The organism is Streptomyces sp. NPDC005485 (assembly GCF_040606085.1).
GTDB lineage: Bacteria > Actinomycetota > Actinomycetes > Streptomycetales > Streptomycetaceae > Streptomyces.
The window spans coordinates 41,987-63,974 of sequence record NZ_JBEXDZ010000028.1; the positions used below are offsets into that span (position 1 = coordinate 41,987).

Sequence of the window (21,988 nt, forward strand, 5' to 3'; positions counted from 1 at the left end):
TCCGACATCACCCGTCACCGAACCTCCGCACCCGCCGAGCCGGCACCGTACGACGACCGCGCGGCCCTACTCTCCCGGGCGTACGGCAGGAGTCTTCGGCCGTACGACGACCGCACGGCCCGGCCCGCGCAAGCTGAGCCCATGGAGAGCCGCAGCGGACCACGCACCCCAGCCATCCCCGCCCCCTTCACCGCCCCACTCTCTTCCCCCGGCACCACACCGGCGCTCGCGGTGCCGGGCCCGGGCACCCGGAAGACGACGAGAGCCGAACGCCTCTGCTACGGAACCGGTGCCGTACTGACGCTGTCCGGTCTGGCGCACCTGATGGTCCTCGCCGTCGACGGCGGCCCCTGGGAGGGGCCTGTCTCGTGGCGCAAGCCCGTCACGTTCGGGCTCTCCTTCGGGCTGACGCTGATCGCGATCACCTGGGTAACTTCGTATCTGCGCATCGGAACGCGGCTGCGCACGATGCTGCTGGTCGTGTTCGCCGCGGACTGTGTCGTGGAGGTCGGCGGGATCACCCTCCAGGCGTGGCGTCGGGTCCCCTCGCATCTCAACATGGAGACCACCTTCGACACCGCGGTCTCGATGACGCTCGCCGTGGGCGGCGGAGTGCTCGTGGTCCTGCTCACCGTGTTCGCCGTCGCCTCGTTCCGGCATCGCCCCGCGGGTCCCTCGGGGATGCCGCTCGCGCTGCGTTCCGGATTCGCGCTCCTGCTGGTCGCCCTCGTGTCGGGTGCGGCGATGATCGCGCGCGGAGTCGTCCTCACCCGGACCGGCCACCAGGAGGCCGCCTACCACTCGACGGCCCCGCTCAAGCCCCTGCACGGGGTGAGCCTGCACGCCGTCCTGGTGCTGCCCGCGCTGGCCTGGCTGCTGTCCCGCACGTCCTGGAGCGAGAGGACCGGACAACGCGTCCTGTACGCGGCGGTCGGCTGCTACGGGGCGGCCGTTCTCGCCACGGGAGCGTGGGCAGCCTTCACCTACTGAGGGTTCTGCGGGGAGCCTTCCCCGTGCTCCCCGTGCTCCCCGTGCTCCCCGTGCTCCCCGTGCTCCTCTGCCCGCGGCTGCCTCCACAGTCGCCGCACGCGCGCGAGGACGCTGCCCGAGGCCCGGCGGCGGTGCCCCTGCACCCGGGGGTCGTCGGTGACGTCGTAGCGCTTCACGTACGCCCCCAGGAATGCCTGCAGGGTGGCGACCGCGGGAATGGCGACCAGGGCGCCGACGGCGCCGAGGAGGGCGGTGCCCGCGATGACCGACCCGAAGGCGACCGCGGGATGGATGTCCACGGTCTTGGCGGTCAGCTTGGGCTGCAGCACATAGTTCTCGAACTGCTGGTAGACCACGACGAAGATCAGCACCCACAGCGCGTACCAGGGGTCGATCGTGAAGGCGATCAGCATCGGCAGGGCGCCGGCGAGATACGTGCCGATGGTCGGAATGAACTGCGAGACCAGGCCGACCCAGACAGCGAGCACGGGCGCGTAGGGCACGCCCAGGGACTGCAACAGGATGTAGTGCGCGATGCCCGAGATCAGTGCCATCAGGCCACGTGAGTACAGATAGCCGCCGGTCTTGTCGACGGCGATCTCCCAGGCGCGCAGCACCTCGGCCTGCCGGGCGGGCGGCAGCACGGAGCACAGCGCCCGCCGCAGCCGCGGCCCGTCGGCGGCGAAGTAGAACGAGAACAACGCGATCGTCAGCAACTGGAAGAGGCCGCCCAGCACCTGCGCGGACACGTCGAGGACGCCGGTGGCGCTGTTCTGCACGTACTTCCGCAGCCAGTCGGAACGGACCAGGCTCTGCTGGATGTCCACCCGTCTCAACTCGGTGTGGAAGGTGGTGTTGATCCAGTTGATGACCGAGTCCAGATAGGCCGGGAAGCCCTCGACCATCTTGATGATCTGGCCCGCGAGCATGGACCCGAGCAGCGTGATGAAGCCCGCCACCACGATCATCACCGCGAGGAAGACGACGAAGGTGGCCAGCCCACGGCGCATACCGCGCGAGGCCATCCAGCTGACCGCCGGCTCGATCGCGAGCGCCAGGAAGAACGCGATGAGAATGTTGATCAGCAGGCCGGTGAGCTGGTGGAACGCCCAACTGCCCAGCTGGAAGGCGGCGATGAGCGCGAGGGCGAGCACCATCGCGCGCGGCAGCCAGCGCGGCATACGCCCGCCTCGCGCGACGGCGTCCTGGTCCGGGGGACCGGAGGGCGGTGTCGTGCCGAAGGGGGATGCGTGCTGGGCGACCTGCGCGGTCTCGTCTGTCGGGGCCACGGTGCAAGTCTCGCCCACGCCACCGACAATCGGTGACCACCCCTCGATCCTCGGGGCCCTTCAGCGGTTTTCGTGGGGAACGTTCATGGAAGTGCACACTGCGCGCCACACCTCCTTGGCCTCCCAGCCGGCGTTCAGAGCCTCGTGCACGGTGCGTCCGCCGAGCTCCGTCATCACATGATCGCGCGCGAAGGTGTCGGCGTACCCCGCTCCGAAGTGATCCGCCATTCGCTGCCAGAAGACCGTCAACCGCATGACTCCAGTATCCCGCCCCTGAGGGTGGGCCCTCGCCGGGACCACTTGTCGAGAACGCTTTCCGTCCTACGGTCTGACGCATGGCCGAAACAGGAGCATCCCCACTCCCCCCGACGCCCCCGGCGCAGACCCCGCTCTCGCGCGCCGAGCACTTCGTCTGGCTCACCGCGCGCGTGCTGGAGCAGCGCCGCTTCGCGTACCACTTCCTGAACGGGAGCGCCGACGCGGTGGAGACCGCGCTGACCGCGTACCTCAACGAGGACGACGGGTACGGTCACGCACTCGAACCCGATCTGCGCGGTCCGGTCAGCCAGCCACTGCACACGGCGCACGCGCTGCGCGTCCTGGACGCGATCGGGCGCTGCGGCGGGCAGCGCGTGGAGCGCGTGTGCCGCTATCTGACCTCCGTCTCCACCGCGGACGGCGCGCTGCCGGCGATCCATCCCAGCCAGCGCGGCTATCCCGCGGCGCCCTTCATCCCGGTCGTCGACGACCCGCCGAGCGAACTCCTCGCCACCGGGCCCGTGGTGGGCCTGCTGCACCGCAACGAGGTGTGGCACGCGTGGTTGTTCAGGGCCGCCGACTTCTGCTGGCAGGCGGTCGATTCCCTGGAGAAGTCCCATCCGTACGAGGTCGAGGCCGCCGTGACCTTCCTCGACTCCGCGCCCGACCGCCCGCGCGCCGAGGCGGCCGCCGACCGCCTGGGCCGCCTGGTGCGCGAACACCGGCTCGCGGCCCTGGACCCCGAGCACCTTGAGTCGTATCCGGTGGCCCCCGGCTATGCGCCGGGAGAGCATCACTTCGCGCACGACTACGCGAAGACGCCGGGCTCGCTCGCGCGCGCGTGGTTCACCGACGAGGAGATGACGCGCTCGCTCGACTTCCTGGCGGGCGACCAGCGGACGGACGGCGGCTGGCCGGTCCGCTGGCGTCAATGGGCACCGGGCATCGCGCTGGAGTCCCGCCCGCGCGTGACCATCGAGGCACTGCGCACGCTACGGGCGTATGGGCGCCCCATCGGCTGAACCGCCCGGGGCTCCCGCGGGGGCACAGGGGGCCTGTGCGCATCACAGGCCCCCTGTATCCCCTGGTCTCGCAATCGGTCCGTGCCCCGTCGTTGCCCCCCGCCCCGATGCCTCAGCCCGTCATCGCCCGCACGCCCGCGGTCACCACCACGGCGGCGGCGACCACCAGCAGGAAGGGCGCACGCAGAACGAGCGCGACGGCGGCTGCCGCGAGCCCGGCGGCCTTCGCGTCCACGACCAGCGTGTGGCCGTCGGCGAAGGTCTGCTGGGCCGTGAGGGCGGCGAGGAGGGCGACGGGCAGCAGCGCGGCGAGGCGCTTGACGAGCGGCCGCTCCAGCACGCCGGCCGGAACCAGGAGCCCGATGAGCTTGACGACGTAGCAGCCGACAGCGGTCGCGCCGATGGCGATCCAGACGTTCACCGCTCCTCCCTCGCCCCGTTGTCGGTGGTCTTCATACGGCGACGCCCCTCTACGTAGAGGGCGGCGGGGGCGGCCAGCGCGGCCACCAGCACGGGAACTCCCGCCGGCAGGACGGGCAGCAGACCGAGCCCCAGCACAATCGCGAGACCCGCGACCGCGCGTTCCGTGGTGCTCTTCAGCATCGGCGCGAGCAGCGCCAGGAAGACGGCGGGCCCTGCGGCGTCCAGCCCCCACGCGTCGGTGTCGCCGATGGCCTCGGCGCCGACGGCGCCGAGCAGTGTGGTGAGGTTCCACAACACGTAGAGGGTGAGGCCGGTGACGGTGAAGCCGATGCGGACGCTACGGCGCGTCGGCTGCGCGAGCGCGACGGCCGTCGTCTCGTCGATGACCCATTGGGCGGCGAACGGGCGCACCGCGCGCGGGAGGGCCAACAGCTGCGAAAGGCGCAGCCCGTAGAAGGCGTTGCGCACACCTAGGAAGAAGGCGCCCGCCGCGGCCGTGAGCGGGTTGCCCCCGGCGGCGAGCGCGCCCACGAGAGCGAACTGCGAGGCGCCGGTGAACACCAGAAGACTGAGCGCACAGGTCTGCAGCAGCGTGAGCCCGCTGCCGGCCGAGGTCACCCCGAAGGCGAAACCGGACAGTCCGACGGCGACCCCGACCCCCAGGGCGTCCCGGACGACGGCTGCGTCGGGTTTTCCGCCGTCGTCACTGCGTATGTCTGCGAGAGCTTGCTGTTCTGCCACGCATCGGATGGTAGGAGAAGGTTCCCGTGTGGGTCTTGTACGTTCTTGCGCAAGCCCCGCCGTTCCCGCTGGTAGGCGCCCGGAGGGACCCCGACGATGCGGGTGAAGTGACGGTTCAGATGAGGTTGGTCGGTGAACCCGACAGCGGCGGCGACCTCGGCCGGTGCGGTTCCGGCGTCCAGCAGATGCCGCGCCCGGCGCACCCGGGCATCGGTCAGCCAGGTGTGCGGCGGCATCCCGTAGGCGTTCCGGAAGGCGCGCAGCAGCGCGAACGGGCTGGTGCCCAGGTCGGCCGCCAGCCGCTCCAGGGCCGGAGGCGCGGCCATGTTCTCCTCCAGCACGGCACGCGCGCGTGCCGCGACCCGAGCGCCGGCGCTCCGCACGGCACGCTGCGGCAGCGAACCGCCGTTCAGCCGCAGCAGCCGGGTCACCGCGACCCGTAGCAGGGTGTCCGCGGCCAGCGCGTTGCCGTCATCCGCGGCCCGCAGCACCTGATGAACGAGGCCTGCGGCATACGGATCATCGAGCACGGGACTGGTGAACCCCGGGGTGCCGCGCACAGTGGTGGTCTCCGCCGCGATCCCGGCCACCAACTCGGGCGACGGATAGACCGCCCCGTACCGCCAACCCTCGGGAACCCCGGCGCGGCCCGTGTGCGGCGTATCGGGATTGACCAGTGCCAGGGCGCCCGGCCCCACGTACTGATCGGCACCACCGTGGTGGAAGACCTCCACACCATCAGCGATCGCGGCGATGACGAAGTTCTCATGCGTATGCCGCACGAAGATCTTGTCGACATACCGCGCCCGCAGCAGATCGACTCCCGGCAACTCGGCATACCGCCAGTGCCGCGCCCGCTCCCCGGAACCACCCATGCCCCCATTCTGCGCCGCTCCACACCCCCATCAGCCCTCGCAGCGCTCCGCCCCTCAGCCGCCCCCACGCACCCGCAGCCGCGTACGCACGGCAGGGGACGGGCCGGAACGTCCGCCCGCAGCGGATGGCGCGTCACCGCCCTCCGCTTGTGAAGGAACCGATTCCGCGCCAGACCGAGGACGGATGCTCCGGCCCGGCCCCGACCCACACCGACCGGCAGGCGCCGGGCGGCAGGCGCCGGGCGCCGGGCGGCAGACGGCAGACGGCAGACGGCAGACGGCAGACGGCAGACGGCAGACGGCAGACGAGGGACCGGCAGGCGAAGGAACCCCCCGCAACCCACGCCCCACCGCCCCACCCCCAAGGGCATTCCCCCAGCTCAGCGCCATTGTCAGTCCCCGGGTGCAGGATGGACGCATGGTCAGCTCACCGCTTCGAGCCCTCGACGGCTTCTCCCCCGCGACCCGCGGCTGGTTCACGGGGGCCTTCTCCGCGCCCACCGCGGCCCAGGCGGGCGCGTGGAGAGCGATCGCCGCAGGCTCGGACGTGCTGGTCGTAGCCCCCACCGGCTCCGGCAAGACCCTGGCCGCCTTCCTCGCCGCGCTGGACCAGCTGGCGTCGGCCCCACCACCGGCCGACCCCAGGAAGCGCTGCCGAGTCCTGTACGTGTCCCCGCTCAAGGCGCTGGCCGTGGACGTCGAGCGCAACCTCCGCAGCCCCCTGACCGGCATCCGCCACGAGTCCGTGCGCCTGGGCCTGCCCGAGCCCGAGGTGAAGGTGGGCATCCGCTCCGGAGACACCCCGGCCGCGGAGCGCCGCGCCCTGGCCACCCGCCCGCCGGACATCCTGATCACGACTCCGGAGTCGCTGTTCCTGATGCTGACGTCGGCCACGCGCGACGCGCTGACCGGCATCGAGACGGTGATCCTGGACGAGGTGCACGCGGTGGCGGGCACCAAGCGCGGCGCGCACCTCGCGCTCACCCTGGAGCGCCTGGACGAGCTGCTGCCCAAGCCCGCCCGCCGCATCGGCCTCTCCGCGACGGTCCGCCCGGTGGACGAGGTCGCGCGCTATCTTTCGCCGCGCCGCAAGGTGGAGATCGTCCAGCCGCCGTCGGGCAAGGAGTTCGACCTCTCCGTGGTCGTCCCGGTCGAGGATCTGGGCGAGTTGGGCGGCTCCCCGGCGGCCGACGGGAACGACGGGGCGGAGAAGCCCTCCATCTGGCCGCATGTCGAGGAGCGGATCGCCGACCTCGTCCAGTCCCACCGCTCGACGATCGTGTTCGCCAACTCCCGTCGGCTTGCGGAGCGGCTCTGCAACAGGCTGAACGAGATCGCGTACGAGAGGGCGACCGGCGAACCCTTGGAAGAGGCGCACGCCCCGGCCGAGCTGATGGGCGGCTCGGGCGCGGCCCAGGGGGCTCCTCCCGTCATCGCCCGCGCCCACCACGGCTCGGTCTCCAAGGAGCAGCGGGCGCTGGTCGAGGAGGACCTGAAGGCGGGCCGCCTCCCCGCGGTGGTCGCCACCTCCAGCCTCGAACTGGGCATCGACATGGGCGCGGTGGACCTGGTCGTCCAGGTCGAGTCGCCCCCCTCGGTGGCCTCCGGCCTGCAGCGCGTGGGCCGCGCCGGGCACCAAGTGGGCGCGGTCTCCACGGGAGTCGTCTTCCCCAAGTACCGAGGCGACCTGGTCCAGGCGGCGGTGGTCACCGAACGGATGCGCACCGGCTCCATCGAGTCGCTCCGCGTCCCGGCGAACCCCCTGGACGTGCTGGCCCAGCAGCTCGTCGCGATGACCGCGCTGGACACCTGGCAGGTGGACGACCTGCTCGCCACGGTCCGCCGCGCCGCTCCCTTCGCCTCACTCCCGGAGTCGGCGTTCACCGCGGTGCTGGACATGCTCGCGGGCCGCTATCCGTCCGACGCTTTCGCGGAGTTGCGCCCCCGTGTGGTGTGGGACCGCGTCGGCGGTACGGTCACCGGGCGCCCCGGCGCGCAGCGTCTCGCCGTCACGTCCGGCGGCACGATCCCCGACCGCGGGCTCTTCGGGGTCTTCCTGGCGGGCGCCGACCCCAAGAAGGGCGGCGGCCGGGTCGGCGAGCTCGACGAGGAGATGGTCTACGAGTCCCGGGTCGGCGATGTCTTCACGCTGGGCACGAGTTCCTGGCGTATCGAGGACATCACCCGCGACCGCGTCCTGGTCTCGCCCGCTCCCGGGGTCCCCGGCCGGCTTCCCTTCTGGAAGGGCGACCAGCTGGGCCGGCCGCTCGAACTGGGCCGCGCGGTCGGCGCGTTCCTGCGCGAGGTCGGCTCACTGCCGAAGGAGGACGCCCGCCTGCGTCTCCTCGCCGCGGGCCTGGACGCCTGGGCCGCGGACAACGTGCTCGCGTACCTCGCCGAGCAGCGCGAGGCGTGCGGGCACATCCCGGACGACCGCACGATCGTGGTCGAGCGCTTCCGCGACGAGCTCGGCGACTGGCGGGTCGTCGTGCACTCCCCCTTCGGCGCCCAGGTCCACGCCCCCTGGGCGCTCGCGCTGGGTGCCCGGCTCTCCGAGCGGTACGGCATGGACGCGCAGGTCATGCACGCCGACGACGGCATCGTGCTCCGCCTGCCCGACGCCGACCTGATGGGCCTGGACCTCCTCGACCAGGAGCCCGTGAAGGCGGGCACGGAGTACGACGCCGAGCAGGCGCCCGTCGGCGCGGCGGACGTCGCCTTCGACAAGGGCGAGGTCGATCAGATCGTCACCGACCAGGTGGGCGGCTCGGCGCTGTTCGCGGCCCGCTTCCGCGAGTGCGCCGCCCGGGCGCTGCTGCTGCCGCGCCGCAACCCGGGCAAGCGCACCCCGCTCTGGCAGCAGCGCCAGCGCGCCGCCCAACTCCTCCAGGTGGCAAGCGAGTTCGGATCGTTCCCCATCGTCCTGGAGGCGGTCCGCGAGTGTCTCCAGGACGTCTTCGACGTCCCGGGCCTCACGGAACTGATGGGCGACATCGAGTCCCGCAAGGTGCGCCTGGTCGAGGTCACCACGCCCGAGCCGTCCCCCTTCGCGCGCTCCCTCCTCTTCGGCTACGTGGCCCAGTTCCTGTACGAGGGGGACTCGCCCCTCGCCGAGCGGCGCGCAGCCGCCCTGTCACTGGACTCACGGTTGCTGGCCGAGTTGCTCGGACAGGCCGAGCTGCGCGAGCTGCTCGACGCCGACGTGCTGACCGAGCTGGAGCGGGAGATCCAGTGGCTGACCGAGGACCGGCGCGTCAAGGACGCCGAAGGCGTCGCCGACCTGCTGCGGATGCTGGGCCCGCTCACGGACGCCGAGCTGACCGAGCGCGGCGCCGATCCGCAGTGGGCGCACGAGCTGGCGGGGGCCCGCCGCGCCATCCGGGTCCGCATCGGGGGCGCCGACCACTGGGCGGCGATCGAGGACGCCGGACGCCTGCGCGACGCGCTCGGCACGGCGCTGCCCGTGGGTGTCCCGGAGGCCTTCACCGAGCCGGTCAAGGACCCCCTCGGTGACCTCCTCGCACGCTACGCCCGCACGCACGGGCCGTTCACTTCGACCACGGCCGCCGCCCGCTTCGGTCTCGGCACGGCCGTCACGGACGGGGCACTGCAACGGCTCGCGGCCAACGGGCGTGTCGTGCAAGGGGAGTTCCATCCGGCGGGCATCGGCCAGGAGTGGTGCGACGCGACGGTTCTGCGCCGGCTGCGGCGCCGTTCACTCGCGGCCCTGCGCCACGAGCTGGAACCGGTGCCACCCGCCGCGCTCGCGCAGTTCCTGCCGCAGTGGCAGCACGTCGGCAGCGGGCACGGACTGCGGGGTGTCGACGGACTGGTGCGGGCGATCGAGCAGTTGCAGGGCGCGTCCGTCCCCGCGTCGGCGCTGGAGAAGCTCGTCCTGCCCTCCCGGGTCGCCGGGTACGCCCCGGCGCTGCTCGACGAACTCACCGCGGCGGGAGAGGTGCTCTGGGCCGGAGCCGGGGCGCTGCCGGGCAAGGACGGCTGGGTGTCTCTCTACCTGGCGGACGCGGCCCCCCTGCTCCTCCCCGACCCGCACCCCTTGGAACCGACGGCGCTCCACCAGTCCGTCCTGGACATCCTCTCCGGGGGCTACGGCCTCTTCTTCCGCCAGATCGCCGACCAGGTCCGCGCCACCACGCACCCGGACGTCACCGATCCCCAACTGGCCGACGCCATCTGGGACCTGGCCTGGTCGGGGCGGCTCACGAACGACACGCTCACCCCGATGCGCTCTCTCCTGGGCTCCGGCCGTACCGCAGGATCCACCGCCCATCGTGCCAAGCGCACAGTGCCGCGCGGCCGCTACGGCTCCTTGACGGCCGCCGCTCGTCCCGCCTCGCGCACCGGCCCCCCGACGGTCGCCGGCCGCTGGTCGCTGCTCCCCGCCCGCGAGCCCGACCGCACGGTGCGCGCCCACGCCCTGGCCCGCACCCTGCTGGACCGGCACGGTGTGGTGACCCGCGGGGCCGTCGCCGCGGAAGGCGTCGAGGGCGGCTTCTCGGCGACGTACCGCATCCTGTCCGCCTTCGAGGACAGCGGTCAGGCGCGCCGCGGCTATGTGGTGGAGGGACTCGGCGCCGCACAGTTCGCGATGGACGGCGCGGTGGACCGCCTGCGCGCGACGGCGAACGCGCGGGATCGCGGCGAGACCCTGCCCGAACCGGACTTCACCAACGCCTTCCCCACTCCGAACGGCTCCCCCGGGCCTGACAACGCCACGCCCAACCTGGGCTTCACCGACGCCCAGACCTACTCGGACCCCCTGCACGGCCATGACACCGCGAACGCCCCCGACCCTTTCGGCGACCTCGACCGGACAGCGTTCCCCGACTTCCGCGACACCTCCGGCCGTACGCGCCCCGGCGGTCCCACCGGATCGCCCGCGGCCCCCGGCTCCTACACCTTCGCCGACGACCACGGCTTCTCCGCCGACTCCGCCGACTCCGCATTCTCGGCCCGCTCCGGCCGCCCGGGCTTCTCCCCCGCGGGCCGCGCCCGCCTCGGCAGCGGCCCCCAGGCCGTGGTCCTGGCCGCCGCCGACCCTGCCAACGCCTACGGTGCCGCGCTCCCCTGGCCCGAGCCCCCGACCGGCGCCGGGCACAAGCCGGGACGCAAGGCGGGCTCCCTGGTCGTGCTCGTCGACGGCGAGCTGACGTTGTACATGGAGCGCGGAGGCAAGACCCTGCTGGCCTGGCCCGCCGACCCGGACGGCGCGGTCACGGACGACGTTCGCCTGCACTCCGCCGCCGAGGCCCTCTCCGCGGCCGCCCGCGCGGGCTCGCTCGGCACGGTCACAGTCGAGCGCGTCAACGGCGCCTCCGCGCTGACCTCCCCCTTCGGCACCCTCCTGGAAGGAGCCGGATTCATCGCGACCCCGCGCGGACTGCGCCTGCGCGCGTAACCCCCGCAACAGCACCCCCTTCCACCTCATCGGCACAACACCCCCCAGCAGCCCACGACAATCACCTCACCACCACACCCCGCCAAAACCCCCAACCCGTGCCACCCTGGACCCCATGCCCGAAGGAGACACCGTCTGGCAGGCCGCGAGGCGACTGCACATCGCGCTCGCGGGCAAGGTGCTGATCCGCTCCGACCTCAGGGTGCCCAAGTACGCCACCGCCGACCTGACCGGTCGCACGGTGCTGGACGTCACCCCCCGCGGCAAGCACCTCCTCACCCGCATCGAGGGCGGTCTGACACTGCACTCGCATCTGCGCATGGACGGGACGTGGAAGGTGTACGGAAGCGGCCAGCGCTGGAGCGGCGGCCCCACACACCAGATCCGGGCAATCCTCGGCAACACGGACCGCACGGCCGTCGGCTACCGGCTGCCCGTGCTCGAACTGCTGCGCACCGCCGACGAACCCCACGCCGTCGGCTACCTCGGCCCCGATCTCCTCGGCCCGGACTGGAACCCAGACAAGGCCCTGCAGAACCTCCTGAGCGACCCGTCCCGCGCCCTCGGCGAGGCCCTGCTCGACCAGCGCAACCTCGCGGGTATCGGCAACGTCTACAAGAGCGAGCTGTGCTTCCTTCTCCGGGTCACCCCATGGCTCCCCGTCGGCGAGCTCCCCGCCGACCTCGCGGCCCAACTGCCGCCCCTCGCCAAGAAGCTCCTGGAAGCCAACCGCGACCGCCCGGCCCGCAGCACCACCGGCCGCCGCGACCAGAACCTCTTCGTCTACGGCCGCGCACCACGCCCCTGTCTGCGCTGCCGCACCTCGATCCTGCTGGCCGACCAGGGCGACGGCTCGCGCGAGCGCGCCACCTACTGGTGCCCGACCTGCCAGTCGGGCCCCACCCCACCGCCGCCCGCCGCCCGACTTCGCGGAACTCAGCGACGTACAACTAATTGACGACCCGTCAGAAACCCTCGTACCGTCCCCTCATGGCCGTCAAGGCATACGACCTCACCGGGCGCACCGCGTTCGTCACCGGCGCGGCAAGCGGCATCGGCCGCGCATCCGCCGCCCTGCTCGCCGAAGCGGGCGCCACCGTCCACTGCGCGGACCGCGACGCACAGGGCCTGCACGAGACGGCGACCCTCATCAAGGACCAGGGCGGCATCGCGCACACCCACCTCCTCGATGTCACCGACCGCGCCCGGCTCGCGCAGGCGGTCGCATCCTGCGAACGCCTCGACGTCATGGCGGCGATCGCCGGGATCATGCACAGCAGCCCGGTTCTGGAGACCCGGGACGAGGACCTCGACCGGGTGCTGGGCGTCAACTTCAAGGGCGTGCTCCACGCCTGCCAGGAAGCCGCCCGCCTCATGATCGGGACGCACACACGCGGCAGCATCATCACCATGGCGTCGAGCGCCATCGACACCGGCGGCCCGGGGCTCCTCTGCTACAGCGCGGCGAAAGCGGCCGTCGTCCAGCTGACCAAGACCCTGGCGACCGAGGTCGGCTCGCACGGCATCCGCGTCAACGCGGTCGCTCCGGGCTGGATCCGTACGCCGATGACCGACCGGCACGGCGAGGCACAGGACCGCACCGAGGCATTCATGGCCCGCCTCTCCCCCCTGGGCCGGGTCGGCGAACCGAACGACATCGCCCACGCCGTACTGCACCTGGCCTCCGACGCCTCATCCTTCACCACGGGCCAGATCCTCCGCCCGAACGGCGGCGTGGCAATGCCCTGGTAGCACCCCCCGTCGCACGCCCCGCCCCCGAGCCCCCGACCGCGCCCCCACGACACGCCGGCCCCGGCCCCCTCAGCCCGTGCCCGCGTGACCGCCCCGCCGCGCCGCTGCCCGTGCCCCTGCGCCCCGCCGCCCCACCCCGGAGCGCCCCTTCGGCACGCAGTGCACGGGCAGCAGACTCAGCCCCCACCCCCCGGTCGCGACCGCCCCCTCCAGCACCCCGGCGTCGGAGGCCAGCAGCAGCCGGAGCACCCCCCACCACCACAGCGCGCCGAACCCCAGAGCCACGGCCCAGCGCACCGCCCGTCCTGCCATGGCCGCCACCTCCAGCCCGACGCTAGACCGCCGCCCTCGCCCGCCGGCAGGGCGCATCGACGGCACAGGGGCGCACGCTCAGCCCGCCGTATCCCCTGGCGTCACCCGTTCTCCGCCTGGAACATCCAGTGGTGCTTCTCCAGATCGGCGGTGATTCCGATGAAGATGTCCTGACTCACCGGGTCAGCGTCCCCGGTCGTCGCCACTCGCTCCCGCATCCGCGTGATGACCGCGCCCAGCGCCTCCACGAGCGTCCGTACGGCATCGGTGTCCTTGACCCAGCCCGCGGGCGTCGAGCCGATGCCGCTGGCGCTCGCCACGGTCCCCGCGCGCCCGTCGGGCGGAACGCCCAGCGTGGAGGCGCGCTCCGCCACGGTGTCGGAGTGCAGCCGCGCGGTGTCCACGACCTCGTCGAGCTGAAGGTGGACGGAGCGGAAGCGTGGGCCGACCACGTTCCAGTGGATCTGTTTGGCCACGAGGGAGAGATCGACCAGGTCGACGAGCGCACCCTGCAGCGCCTCGGACACGGTCTTCAGGTCAGTGTCGGACAACGGGCTCTTCACGACGTACATCCGCAAGCCTCCGGATCGCTCGACCCCCACCCACCATGACACACCGGCACATTCCGGACACGTGGAGGCATACGAAAGCCCCGGCCGGCCTCCGGGTTTCCCCGGAGGAGCCCCGGCCGGGGCCTCGTACACGATTCCTCACCTCATGAGCGCATGCTCGCGAGGGTCAGGCGGCGACCACGTCCACTGCCTCGGCGGGCGCCTTGATGGTGACCCGTTCCGGTGGCACACCGGTCACGGATACGGAATTGAGCATCGGACGGCGCACCGCTGCGGGCACCGGCGCTGTGGCCGCTGCCGACTGTGCCAGCTCGGCGAGGGCGAGCTCGTCGCTCACTTCCCGCATGAGCTCGGACATCCGTACGTCCAGCGCGTCGCAGATCGCGGAGAGCAGTTCGGAGGAAGCCTCCTTCTGCCCCCGCTCCACCTCGGAGAGATAGCCGAGTGAGACTCGGGCGGAGGAGGAGACTTCGCGCAGAGTACGGCCCTGGCGTTGGCGCTGCCGACGCAGCACGTCACCCAGCAGGCGACGGAGCAGAATCATCGGTGGCTCCCTCCTCGGACCGCGTAGCCGCATCCTTCACGCCCCACCGTACCGCCTTGCGCCGCGGCCGTGCGGGGAGCGATGTCGTGTTCACTCAGGGCTGCAAACATCAAGTCCCCCCGTTCTGTTCCGTATCCTGTGCCCGCTCATTCCCGGTCTGTTCGCCCGCGAGCTGCTTCAGGAGCAGTGCGAGTACGCTCCGTACACTCTCCATACGGATTTCCGCACGGTCGCCGTTCAACCGCAGCGGCAGTACTTTCCCGCCATCAATGCCATCAAAATTGGCTTCAGAAGGCCCGTCGACAGCCACGAAAACCGTGCCGACCGGCTGTCCGTCCTGGGGTTCGGGGCCGGCGACACCTGTGGTGGCGATCCCCCAGTCGGCACCCAGCGCCTTCCGCACACCAGCCGCCATCTGGGCCGCGACCTGCGGATCCACCGCTCCGCGCTCGGCCAGCAGAGTGGCGTCGACACCCAGCAGCTCGTGCTTGAGTTCGGTGGCGTACGCGGTCACGGAGCCCCGGAAGGCCTTGGACGCCCCGGGCGCCGCTGTGACCTCCGCGGCCACCAGGCCACCGGTGAGCGACTCGGCGACGGCGAGCGTCTCGCCCCTCACCATGAGTAGTCGCAGCACTTCGGCGGCCATGGGGTTCACCGCTCCGCCTCCTCGGCAGCGGCCCGGCGCTCGGCGATTCCGCGGCCTCGCAGCACGATGGCCTGTCTCACATAGTCCAGTCCGGTGACCACGGTCAGGACGACCGCCACGGCCATCACCCAGAACCTCAGGGTGGCCAGCGGGCCCGTCAGCGCGAGGACGTACATCCCGACCGCCACGCCCTGGGCGAGGGTCTTCATCTTGCCGCCGCGGCTCGCCGGGATGACTCCGTACCGGATCACCAGGAAACGCAGCAGGGTGATCCCGAGCTCACGCCCGAGGATCACCCCGGTCACCCACCACGGCAGATCGCCGAGCGAGGACAGACAGATCAGCGCCGCGCCCATGATCGCCTTGTCGGCGATGGGGTCGGCGATCTTCCCGAAGTCGGTGACGAGGTTGTAGGTGCGCGCCAGATGCCCGTCGAAGACGTCGGTGATCATGGCGACGGCGAAGGCCGCCCAGGCCCAGGCCCGCATGGCGGGGTCGTACCCGCCGTCGGCCAGCATCAGCGCCACGAAGCCCGGCACCAGGACGAGCCGCATCATGGTCAGGATGTTCGCGATGTTCCAGAGGCTGGCCTGGTTGACGGCCGCAGCGCCCAGCTTCCCGCCTCGCGCCGGCTTCGCGCCCCCCGGAACGCCGGAAGCGCCCGGCGCACCTTTCGCGCTGGGGGAGCCGCCCGCCGCGGATGCCGGGACTCCGGTCATCTGCCCGCCTCCTCAGTACACGGGAGCGAGCCCAGGAGCGGCTCGGCCACGAGGTCGACACCTTCCGTACCGACCACCTTCGCCTCGACGATACGGCCGACGGTCAGACCTTCGCCGCTCGTGAGCATCACCTGGCCGTCCGTCTCAGGCGCCTGGTGAGCGGCGCGGCCGACGGCGCCCTCCACATCGTCGACGGACTCGACCAGGACGTACACCGTCTCGCCGACGCGCTCCTCGGCGCGCTGCGAGACAAGCTGCTCGGCCAGCCGGGAGACGCGGGCGAGCCGCTCGGCAACGACGTCCTCGTCCAGCTTGTTCTCGTACGTCGCCGCCTCCGTGCCGTCCTCGTCGGAGTAGCCGAAGACACCGATGGCGTCGAGCCGCGCGCCCGTGAGGAAGCGCTCCAGCTCCGCCAGGTCCTCCTCGGTCTCGCCAGGGAAGCCCACGATGAAGTTGGACCGGACACCGGCCTGCGGGGCCTTGGAGCGGATCGTGTCGAGCAGCTCCAGGAAGCGGTCGGTGTCACCGAAGCGCCGCATGGAACGCAGCACGGCGGGCGCCGAGTGCTGGAAGGACAGGTCGAAGTACGGCGCGATGTTCGGCGTGGACGTCAGGACGTCGATGAGTCCGGGACGCATCTCGGCCGGCTGGAGGTAGCTGACGCGCACCCGCTCGATGCCGTCGATCTCCGCCAGCTCGGGCAGCATGGTCTCCAGGAGACGGATGTCACCCAGGTCCTTGCCGTACGAGGTGTTGTTCTCGGAGACCAGCATGACCTCCTTGACGCCCTGCTCGGCCAGCCAGCGCGTCTCGTTCAGTACGTCGCTGGGGCGCCGCGAGATGAAGGAGCCGCGGAAGGACGGGATGGCGCAGAAGGAGCAGCGCCGGTCGCAGCCGGAGGCGAGCTTCACCGAAGCGACGGGCGAACCGTCGAGCCGGCGGCGCAGGGGCGCCCGGGGGCCGGACTCGGGAGCCACGCCCTCGGGGAGGTCAGTGGGGGCGCCGTGGCCGGGGAGGGCCACTTCCTCGCCGGCGTTCTGCCGCTCCGCCGGGCTGATCGGCAGCAGCTTGCGGCGGTCGCGCGGGGTGTGCGAGGCGTGGATGCCGCCGTTCAGGATGGTCTGGAGGCGGTCGGAGATGTCGGCGTAGTCGTCGAAGCCGAGCACGCCGTCGGCCTCGGGCAGCGCTTCGGCGAGCTCCTTGCCGTACCGCTCGGCCATGCAGCCCACCGCCACCACGGCCTGGGTTCTGCCATGACCCTTGAGATCATTGGCCTCAAGGAGGGCGTCTACGGAGTCCTTCTTCGCGGCTTCGACGAAGCCGCACGTGTTGACGACAGCGACGTCCGCTTCCTCGGCGTCCTCCACGAGTTGCCAGCCGTCCGCCTCCAAGCGGCCTGCGAGCTCCTCCGAGTCCACCTCGTTGCGGGCGCAGCCAAGAGTGACGAGTGCGACGGTACGGCGTTCAGGCATGGGCTCAAGACTACTTCGTCCGACTGACAGCCCACGTCGAAGGGGTTGGCCGATCTTGGCCAACCCCTTGCCGCATGCTCGAAACGCCCTGTCGGCTAGCCGACCTCGGGGTCGCCCTTCGTGTACGTGAGGCGCTCGACCTGGCCCTGCTGGAAGTCGTCCTCGATCTTCTTGCCGTTCACGTAGAGCTGGATCGCGCCCGCGTCACCGAGGACGAGGTTGATCTTCGACTTGTCCTGGAAGGTCTTCGACTGGCCCTGCTTGAGCAGCCCGTCGTAGAGCAGCCGGCCGTTGTGGTCCTTGGCGGAGATCCAGCTGCGGCCGTCGGTGGCGCTCACCTGGACGGTGACCTTGTCCCGGGGAGCGGCCGCGATGGCGCTGTCCGAGGGGTCCGGCTTCGGATCGGCGGGCTTGGTCGCCGTCGGCTTGGCGGCGGGCTTGCTCGCGGTCGGCGTGGATCCCTCGGCGACCTGCGTCTTCGTGCCGTCCCCGTCGTCGCCTCCGCCGATCACGGTGAAGCCGACGAAGCCGATCACCGCGACGATCGCGGCGACCATGGCGGCGGTCCAGTTGGGCCCGCGGCGCTCGGGGCGGATCCGCTCCGCCTCGAAAAGCGGGGCCGCCGGTGTCGGAGCCGGGCGGCCACCGTGCTCGGCGTCGTACTGCGCGAGCAGCGGCGCCGGATCGAGGCGCACGGCGCGCGCCAGCGTGCGGATGTGGCCGCGCGCGTACACGTCGCCGCCGCAGGGGGCGAAGTCGTCCTGCTCGATCGCGTGCACGATGGCGATGCGGACCCGGGTGGCGTTGCTGACGTCGTCGACGGTCAGTCCGGCCTCGATGCGCGCCTGCCGCAGGGCGCGGCCGATCGAGAGGCGTTCGGCTTCAGTGCCGTGGTCTTCTTCGAACGGACGCTCGTCTTCGGGGAAGTTGCCGTCAGGGGAGTTGCCGATGGACACGGGGGCGCCTTTCGAGCGTGTAGCCACCTGTGCTGGAGGTTCAGTCTAGGGGGGGTGCGAAAGGGTGGGGCAACCGGGCAGTAGGACTTTGTACGCCATCAGAATGGCCGGTCATCCTGATGCCGGGACACATTCGCGTCCCCTCGCTCAACTTGACGTACGGCAAAGGGAAACGGTTGCTCGCCCATTCCTTACGGGTGAGTCACGTTCGAATACCCGCATGCCACGCACCCATCCGCCCGGTGACCGGCATGCCCCGATTCCTTACGCTTCAGTTTCCCCACGGATCACCGCGAGCACTCCATCCAGCTCATCGGCCTTCACAAGAACGTCACGCGCCTTGGAGCCCTCACTCGGACCGACGATGCCCCGCGACTCCATGAGGTCCATCAGCCGCCCCGCCTTGGCGAAGCCGACGCGCAGCTTGCGCTGGAGCATCGAGGTGGACCCGAACTGCGTGGAGACCACCAGCTCGGCCGCCTGGCACAGCAGATCGAGGTCGTCGCCGATGTCCTCGTCGATCTCCTTCTTCTGCTTGGTGCCGACGGTGACGTCGTCCCGGAAGACCGGCGCCATCTGGTCCTTGCAGTGCTGGACGATCGCCGCGACCTCGTCCTCGGTCACGAAGGCACCCTGCATGCGCGTCGGCTTGTTGGCACCCATCGGCAGGAAGAGTCCGTCGCCCTTGCCGATCAGCTTCTCGGCGCCGGGCTGGTCGAGGATGACGCGGCTGTCGGCGAGCGAGGAGGTGGCGAAGGCGAGCCGGGAGGGCACGTTCGCCTTGATCAGACCGGTGACGACGTCCACGGAGGGCCGCTGGGTGGCCAGCACCAGGTGGATGCCGGCGGCGCGCGCGAGCTGCGTGATGCGCACGATCGAGTCCTCGACGTCGCGCGGCGCGACCATCATCAGGTCGGCGAGCTCGTCGACGATCACCAGCAGATACGGGTAGGTCCTGAGCTCCCGCTCGCTCCCCTCCGGCGTCTTGAGCTTGCCGTCGCGGATGGCCTGGTTGAAGTCGTCGATGTGCCGGTAGCCGAACGCCGCGAGGTCGTCGTAGCGCAGGTCCATCTCCCGCACCACCCACTGCAGGGCTTCCGCGGCCCGCTTCGGGTTGGTGATGATCGGCGTGATCAGGTGCGGGATGCCCTCGTACGCGGTGAGCTCGACTCGCTTGGGGTCGACGAGCACCATGCGGACGTCCTCGGGGGTCGCGCGCACCATGACCGACGTGATCAGGCAGTTAATGCACGACGATTTACCGGAACCGGTGGCTCCGGCGACCAGGACGTGCGGCATCTTCGCAAGGTTGGCCATCACGTAGCCGCCCTCGACGTCCTTGCCGAGCGCGACCAGCATCGGGTGATCGTCCTCGGCGGCGTCCGCCAGCCGCAGGACGTCACCGAGGTTGACCATCTCCCGGTCGGTGTTCGGGATCTCGATGCCGACCGCGGACTTGCCGGGGATCGGGCTGATGATCCGGACGTCGGGGCTGGCAACGGCGTACGCGATGTTCTTGGTGAGCGCGGTGATCCGCTCGACCTTCACGGCGGGGCCGAGCTCGACCTCGTAGCGCGTGACCGTCGGGCCGCGCGTGAATCCGGTGACGGCGGCGTCGACCTTGAACTCCATGAAGACGTTCGACAGGGAGGCGACCACCGCGTCGTTGGCGGCGCTGCGCGTCTTGCCGGGGCCGCCGCGCTCCAGGAGGTCGAGCGAGGGCAGGGAGTACGTGATGTCGCCGGAGAGCTGCAGCTGCTCGGCGCGCGGAGGCAGGTCGCGCGCCGCTTCGGGCGCGGCCTTGGTGAGGTCGGGCACCACGGAGTCGACCTTCAGGGCCTCCTGCTTGGGCGTCTGCCTGGCGCCCTTGGCACGCGCGGCCGGTACGGGGGTCGTCTCCTCGTACCCGTCCCGCTCCACGCTGACGCCCTGGGTCAGGTCGGCGACCAGCGGGGACGGCGGCATCCCGTGCAGCACGGCGCCGTCGAGGGCGGCGGCCGCGGCCGCGGCGACGTCCACCGCGTCCATCGGCCTGTTCATGTCCGGCTGCTGCACGGCGGGCCGTCGAGGGCGGCTGCGGCGCTTGCTGAGCGCCTGCTGCTCGGCGCTGTCCGGGTCGTAGGTCTCGGGGGCGTTCGGGCGCCGCCGGGAGCGCGCGGGCAGCGCCTCGCGCCACTGCTCGTCGTAGCGCTCGTCGTCCCCGAGGAGGTCGTCCTCGTCCTCGTCGGCCTGGACGATGCCCAGCTTCTGGCCGAGCAGCCGCAGCCGCTGCGGAATCGCGTTCACCGGGGTCGCCGTGACGACCAGCAGACCGAAGACGGTGAGCAGCACGAGCAGCGGTACGGCGAGGACCTCGCCCATCGTGTACGTCAGCGGGGTGGCCGTCCCCCAGCCGATGAGCCCTCCGGCGTCCCTTATCGCCTGCATGCCGTCGCTGCGCGCGGGCGCCCCGCACGCGATGTGGACCTGTCCGAGCACGCCGATGGCAAGGGCGGACAGGCCGATCACGATGCGGCCGTTGGCCTCGGGCTTCTCGGGGTGCCGGATGAGCCGCGCGGCGATGACGCCGAGCAGTATCGGTACGAGCAGGTCCAGGCGCCCGAAGGCGCCGGTCACCAGCATCTCGACGAGATCGCCGACGGGCCCTCGCAGGTTGGACCAGGTTCCCGCGGCGACGATCAGCGCGAGGCCGAGCAGCAGGAGCGCGAGGCCGTCCTTGCGGTGCGCCGGGTCGAGCCCCTTCGCGCCCCGCCCTATGCCGCGGAACATCGCCCCGACGGCGTGCGCGAGGCCCAGCCAGAGGGCGCGTACGAGTTTGTAGACGCCGGCAGTCGGGTTGGGCGCCGGCGGGGGTGCGGGCTTCTTGGCCGCGGCCTTCCTGGCAGGCGCCTTCTTTGCGGCCGCCTTTTTCGCGGGGGCCTTCTTCGCCGCAGCCCTCGTCGGAGCGGCCGCCTTCTTTGCGGGCGGCTTCTTGGCTGCGGAGGGACGTGAGGCCATGGGTGTGAGGTTACCGGTGGAGACGACAGCGGACACGTGTGCCTACTGCTTCACCCGTTCGTGTCGCCTTTACCGGGGCCGGAAACTGACGTGACCTCATGAGCACGGCGCGCACCGAAGAGGATCGGCGCGCCCTGGCCGGGTCGTTGCCGCTCAGTTCTGTGACGGCACCGAGGGTGCGCCGCTTCCCGTACCCGGTTCCAACGCGTCCAGCGCTCTGCGCAGTCCGGTGAGTTTGCGTTCGAGATGGGCCGCGGTCGCCACCGCCGCCGCGTCCGCCGAGTCGTCGTCGAGCTGCTTGGAGAGCGCCTCGGCCTGCTCCTCAACAGCCGCGAGCCGCGCCGACAGTTCGGCGAGGAGCCCGGCCGGCTCCTTGGCCGTACCGAGTGCGGACTTGCCGCCGCCCTCCAGTTGGAGCCGCAGCAGGGCCGCCTGCTCCCGGAGTTGGCAGTTCTTCATGTAGAGCTCGACGAAGACGGAGACCTTCGCGCGCAGTACCCACGGGTCGAACGGCTTGGAGATGTAGTCCACCGCGCCCGCCGCGTACCCGCGGAAGGTGTGGTGGGGGCCGTGGTTGATGGCGGTGAGGAAGATGATCGGGATGTCCCGGGTCCGTTCTCGCCGCTTGATGTGCGCGGCGGTCTCGAAACCGTCCATCCCCGGCATCTGGACATCCAGCAGGATGACCGCGAAGTCATCCGTCAGCAGCGCCTTGAGCGCCTCTTCCCCGGACGATGCCCGCACCAGTGTCTGATCGAGCGCGGAGAGGATGGCCTCCAGCGCCAGCAGATTCTCCGGCCGGTCATCGACCAGGAGGATCTTGGCCTTCTGCACCATGGCCCGCCCTCCTCGCCCCGGCATGGGGCCTCCCCTGTCCAAAGGACTTGGGGAAGCACCGGGCGCCGCCCCAGGGGACGGCTCCCTTGCGCCGCCCGTCCTTGTGCCGGTCATGGTAGCCGCACCCCGCCCGTCGCCACACCCTGTCACCGCGATGTCACTGT

The 21,988-nt window shown here is 71.4% G+C and carries 19 protein-coding genes; 5 read left to right on the forward strand and 14 right to left on the reverse strand.

The annotated features are described in order from the left end of the window. The first annotated feature begins 141 nt into the window (after window positions 1-141). Window positions 142-990 (forward strand): hypothetical protein, encoded by an 849-nt coding sequence (locus tag ABZS97_RS12585; RefSeq protein WP_356136682.1) that lies wholly within the window; start codon window positions 142-144, stop codon window positions 988-990. Here ABZS97_RS12585 and ABZS97_RS12590 read toward each other — a convergent pair. Next, window positions 984-2,279, reverse strand: coding sequence for an AI-2E family transporter (locus ABZS97_RS12590; RefSeq protein WP_356136684.1), 1,296 nt, complete (start codon window positions 2,277-2,279; stop codon window positions 984-986). The genes ABZS97_RS12585 and ABZS97_RS12590 overlap by 7 nt on opposite strands. A 60-nt stretch (window positions 2,280-2,339) precedes the next feature. Beyond that, window positions 2,340-2,534: a DUF3046 domain-containing protein gene (locus tag ABZS97_RS12595; protein WP_356136686.1), complete on the reverse strand. Its 195-nt coding sequence runs from the start codon at window positions 2,532-2,534 to the stop codon at window positions 2,340-2,342. 80 nt (window positions 2,535-2,614) lie between these two features. Here ABZS97_RS12595 and ABZS97_RS12600 point away from each other — a divergent pair, with 80 nt between their 5' ends. After that, window positions 2,615-3,559 carry a hypothetical protein gene (locus ABZS97_RS12600; protein ID WP_356136688.1) on the forward strand — a complete coding sequence of 315 codons (945 nt, stop codon included), beginning with the start codon at window positions 2,615-2,617 and terminating at the stop codon, window positions 3,557-3,559. Window positions 3,560-3,671: 112 nt separating this feature from the next. Here ABZS97_RS12600 and ABZS97_RS12605 read toward each other — a convergent pair whose 3' ends face one another. The 3 genes from ABZS97_RS12605 to ABZS97_RS12615 are packed head-to-tail and all read right to left on the reverse strand — an operon-like array spanning window position 3,672 to window position 5,598. Then, entirely contained in the window at window positions 3,672-3,980 is a 309-nt protein-coding gene (locus tag ABZS97_RS12605; RefSeq protein WP_356136691.1) for an AzlD domain-containing protein, read from the reverse strand. Continuing rightward, window positions 3,977-4,696, reverse strand: a complete 720-nt coding sequence (locus ABZS97_RS12610; RefSeq protein ID WP_356136730.1) for an AzlC family ABC transporter permease — start codon at window positions 4,694-4,696, stop codon at window positions 3,977-3,979. The genes ABZS97_RS12605 and ABZS97_RS12610 overlap by 4 nt, the downstream gene beginning before the upstream one ends. Continuing rightward, a complete protein-coding gene (locus ABZS97_RS12615) occupies window positions 4,597-5,598 on the reverse strand; it encodes an AraC family transcriptional regulator (RefSeq protein ID WP_356136693.1) in 1,002 nt (333 codons plus the stop codon). Before ABZS97_RS12615 ends, ABZS97_RS12610 begins: the two co-directional genes overlap by 100 nt. A 418-nt stretch (window positions 5,599-6,016) precedes the next feature. Here ABZS97_RS12615 and ABZS97_RS12620 point away from each other — a divergent pair, with 418 nt between their 5' ends. From ABZS97_RS12620 to ABZS97_RS12630, 3 genes are all read left to right on the forward strand, one after another. Then, window positions 6,017-11,017 (forward strand): ATP-dependent helicase, encoded by a 5,001-nt coding sequence (locus tag ABZS97_RS12620; protein WP_356136695.1) that lies wholly within the window; start codon window positions 6,017-6,019, stop codon window positions 11,015-11,017. Window positions 11,018-11,132: 115 nt separating this feature from the next. Beyond that, complete coding sequence (locus ABZS97_RS12625; RefSeq protein WP_356136697.1) at window positions 11,133-11,975, forward strand: DNA-formamidopyrimidine glycosylase family protein; 843 nt, start codon at window positions 11,133-11,135, stop codon at window positions 11,973-11,975. Window positions 11,976-12,007: 32 nt separating this feature from the next. Next, entirely contained in the window at window positions 12,008-12,769 is a 762-nt protein-coding gene (locus ABZS97_RS12630; RefSeq protein WP_356136699.1) for an SDR family NAD(P)-dependent oxidoreductase, read from the forward strand. Between the two features lie 69 nt (window positions 12,770-12,838). Here the strand turns inward: ABZS97_RS12630 and ABZS97_RS12635 are convergent, their stop codons facing one another. The 9 genes from ABZS97_RS12635 to ABZS97_RS12675 all read right to left on the reverse strand — a co-directional run bounded on the left by ABZS97_RS12635 (window position 12,839) and on the right by ABZS97_RS12675 (window position 21,824). Next, window positions 12,839-13,081: a hypothetical protein gene (locus ABZS97_RS12635; protein ID WP_356136701.1), complete on the reverse strand. Its 243-nt coding sequence runs from the start codon at window positions 13,079-13,081 to the stop codon at window positions 12,839-12,841. A gap of 101 nt (window positions 13,082-13,182) precedes the next feature. Further along, window positions 13,183-13,653 (reverse strand): DNA starvation/stationary phase protection protein, encoded by a 471-nt coding sequence (locus ABZS97_RS12640; RefSeq protein WP_356136703.1) that lies wholly within the window; start codon window positions 13,651-13,653, stop codon window positions 13,183-13,185. Between the two features lie 166 nt (window positions 13,654-13,819). Continuing rightward, window positions 13,820-14,197 carry a helix-turn-helix transcriptional regulator gene (locus tag ABZS97_RS12645; protein ID WP_356136705.1) on the reverse strand — a complete coding sequence of 126 codons (378 nt, stop codon included), beginning with the start codon at window positions 14,195-14,197 and terminating at the stop codon, window positions 13,820-13,822. Between the two features lie 109 nt (window positions 14,198-14,306). Next, the gene (locus ABZS97_RS12650) at window positions 14,307-14,852 is read right to left on the reverse strand and encodes a CinA family protein (protein ID WP_356136707.1); all 546 of its coding nucleotides are present in this window, start codon (window positions 14,850-14,852) and stop codon (window positions 14,307-14,309) included. Beyond that, window positions 14,849-15,562, reverse strand: a complete 714-nt coding sequence (pgsA, locus tag ABZS97_RS12655) for a CDP-diacylglycerol--glycerol-3-phosphate 3-phosphatidyltransferase (RefSeq protein WP_356136710.1) — start codon at window positions 15,560-15,562, stop codon at window positions 14,849-14,851. The genes ABZS97_RS12650 and pgsA overlap by 4 nt, the downstream gene beginning before the upstream one ends. Continuing rightward, window positions 15,559-17,034, reverse strand: coding sequence for a 30S ribosomal protein S12 methylthiotransferase RimO (gene rimO / locus ABZS97_RS12660; RefSeq protein ID WP_356136714.1), 1,476 nt, complete (start codon window positions 17,032-17,034; stop codon window positions 15,559-15,561). Before rimO ends, pgsA begins: the two co-directional genes overlap by 4 nt. A gap of 95 nt (window positions 17,035-17,129) precedes the next feature. Then, window positions 17,130-17,990, reverse strand: a complete 861-nt coding sequence (locus tag ABZS97_RS12665) for a RodZ domain-containing protein (protein ID WP_356136716.1) — start codon at window positions 17,988-17,990, stop codon at window positions 17,130-17,132. Between the two features lie 264 nt (window positions 17,991-18,254). Then, window positions 18,255-20,987: a DNA translocase FtsK gene (locus ABZS97_RS12670; protein WP_356136718.1), complete on the reverse strand. Its 2,733-nt coding sequence runs from the start codon at window positions 20,985-20,987 to the stop codon at window positions 18,255-18,257. Window positions 20,988-21,140: 153 nt separating this feature from the next. Next, the gene (locus ABZS97_RS12675; protein ID WP_356136720.1) at window positions 21,141-21,824 is read right to left on the reverse strand and encodes a response regulator; all 684 of its coding nucleotides are present in this window, start codon (window positions 21,822-21,824) and stop codon (window positions 21,141-21,143) included. Window positions 21,825-21,988: the final 164 nt, after the last annotated feature.

Bases quoted from the DNA above. Each gene is read 5' to 3' on its own strand.
- ABZS97_RS12620 (WP_356136695.1), top strand. From the start codon at position 6,017: ATGGTCAGCTCACCGCTTCGAGCCCTCGACGGCTTCTCCCCCGCGACC.
- ABZS97_RS12645 (WP_356136705.1), bottom strand. From the start codon at position 14,197: ATGATTCTGCTCCGTCGCCTGCTGGGTGACGTGCTGCGTCGGCAGCGC.
- ABZS97_RS12615 (WP_356136693.1), bottom strand. From the start codon at position 5,598: ATGGGTGGTTCCGGGGAGCGGGCGCGGCACTGGCGGTATGCCGAGTTG.
- ABZS97_RS12670 (WP_356136718.1), bottom strand. From the start codon at position 20,987: ATGGCCTCACGTCCCTCCGCAGCCAAGAAGCCGCCCGCAAAGAAGGCG.
- ABZS97_RS12640 (WP_356136703.1), bottom strand. From the start codon at position 13,653: ATGTACGTCGTGAAGAGCCCGTTGTCCGACACTGACCTGAAGACCGTG.
- ABZS97_RS12635 (WP_356136701.1), bottom strand. From the start codon at position 13,081: ATGGCAGGACGGGCGGTGCGCTGGGCCGTGGCTCTGGGGTTCGGCGCG.
- pgsA (WP_356136710.1), bottom strand. From the start codon at position 15,562: ATGACCGGAGTCCCGGCATCCGCGGCGGGCGGCTCCCCCAGCGCGAAA.
- ABZS97_RS12600 (WP_356136688.1), top strand. From the start codon at position 2,615: ATGGCCGAAACAGGAGCATCCCCACTCCCCCCGACGCCCCCGGCGCAG.
- ABZS97_RS12595 (WP_356136686.1), bottom strand. From the start codon at position 2,534: ATGCGGTTGACGGTCTTCTGGCAGCGAATGGCGGATCACTTCGGAGCG.
- ABZS97_RS12625 (WP_356136697.1), top strand. From the start codon at position 11,133: ATGCCCGAAGGAGACACCGTCTGGCAGGCCGCGAGGCGACTGCACATC.
- ABZS97_RS12585 (WP_356136682.1), top strand. From the start codon at position 142: ATGGAGAGCCGCAGCGGACCACGCACCCCAGCCATCCCCGCCCCCTTC.
- ABZS97_RS12675 (WP_356136720.1), bottom strand. From the start codon at position 21,824: ATGGTGCAGAAGGCCAAGATCCTCCTGGTCGATGACCGGCCGGAGAAT.
- rimO (WP_356136714.1), bottom strand. From the start codon at position 17,034: ATGCCTGAACGCCGTACCGTCGCACTCGTCACTCTTGGCTGCGCCCGC.
- ABZS97_RS12630 (WP_356136699.1), top strand. From the start codon at position 12,008: ATGGCCGTCAAGGCATACGACCTCACCGGGCGCACCGCGTTCGTCACC.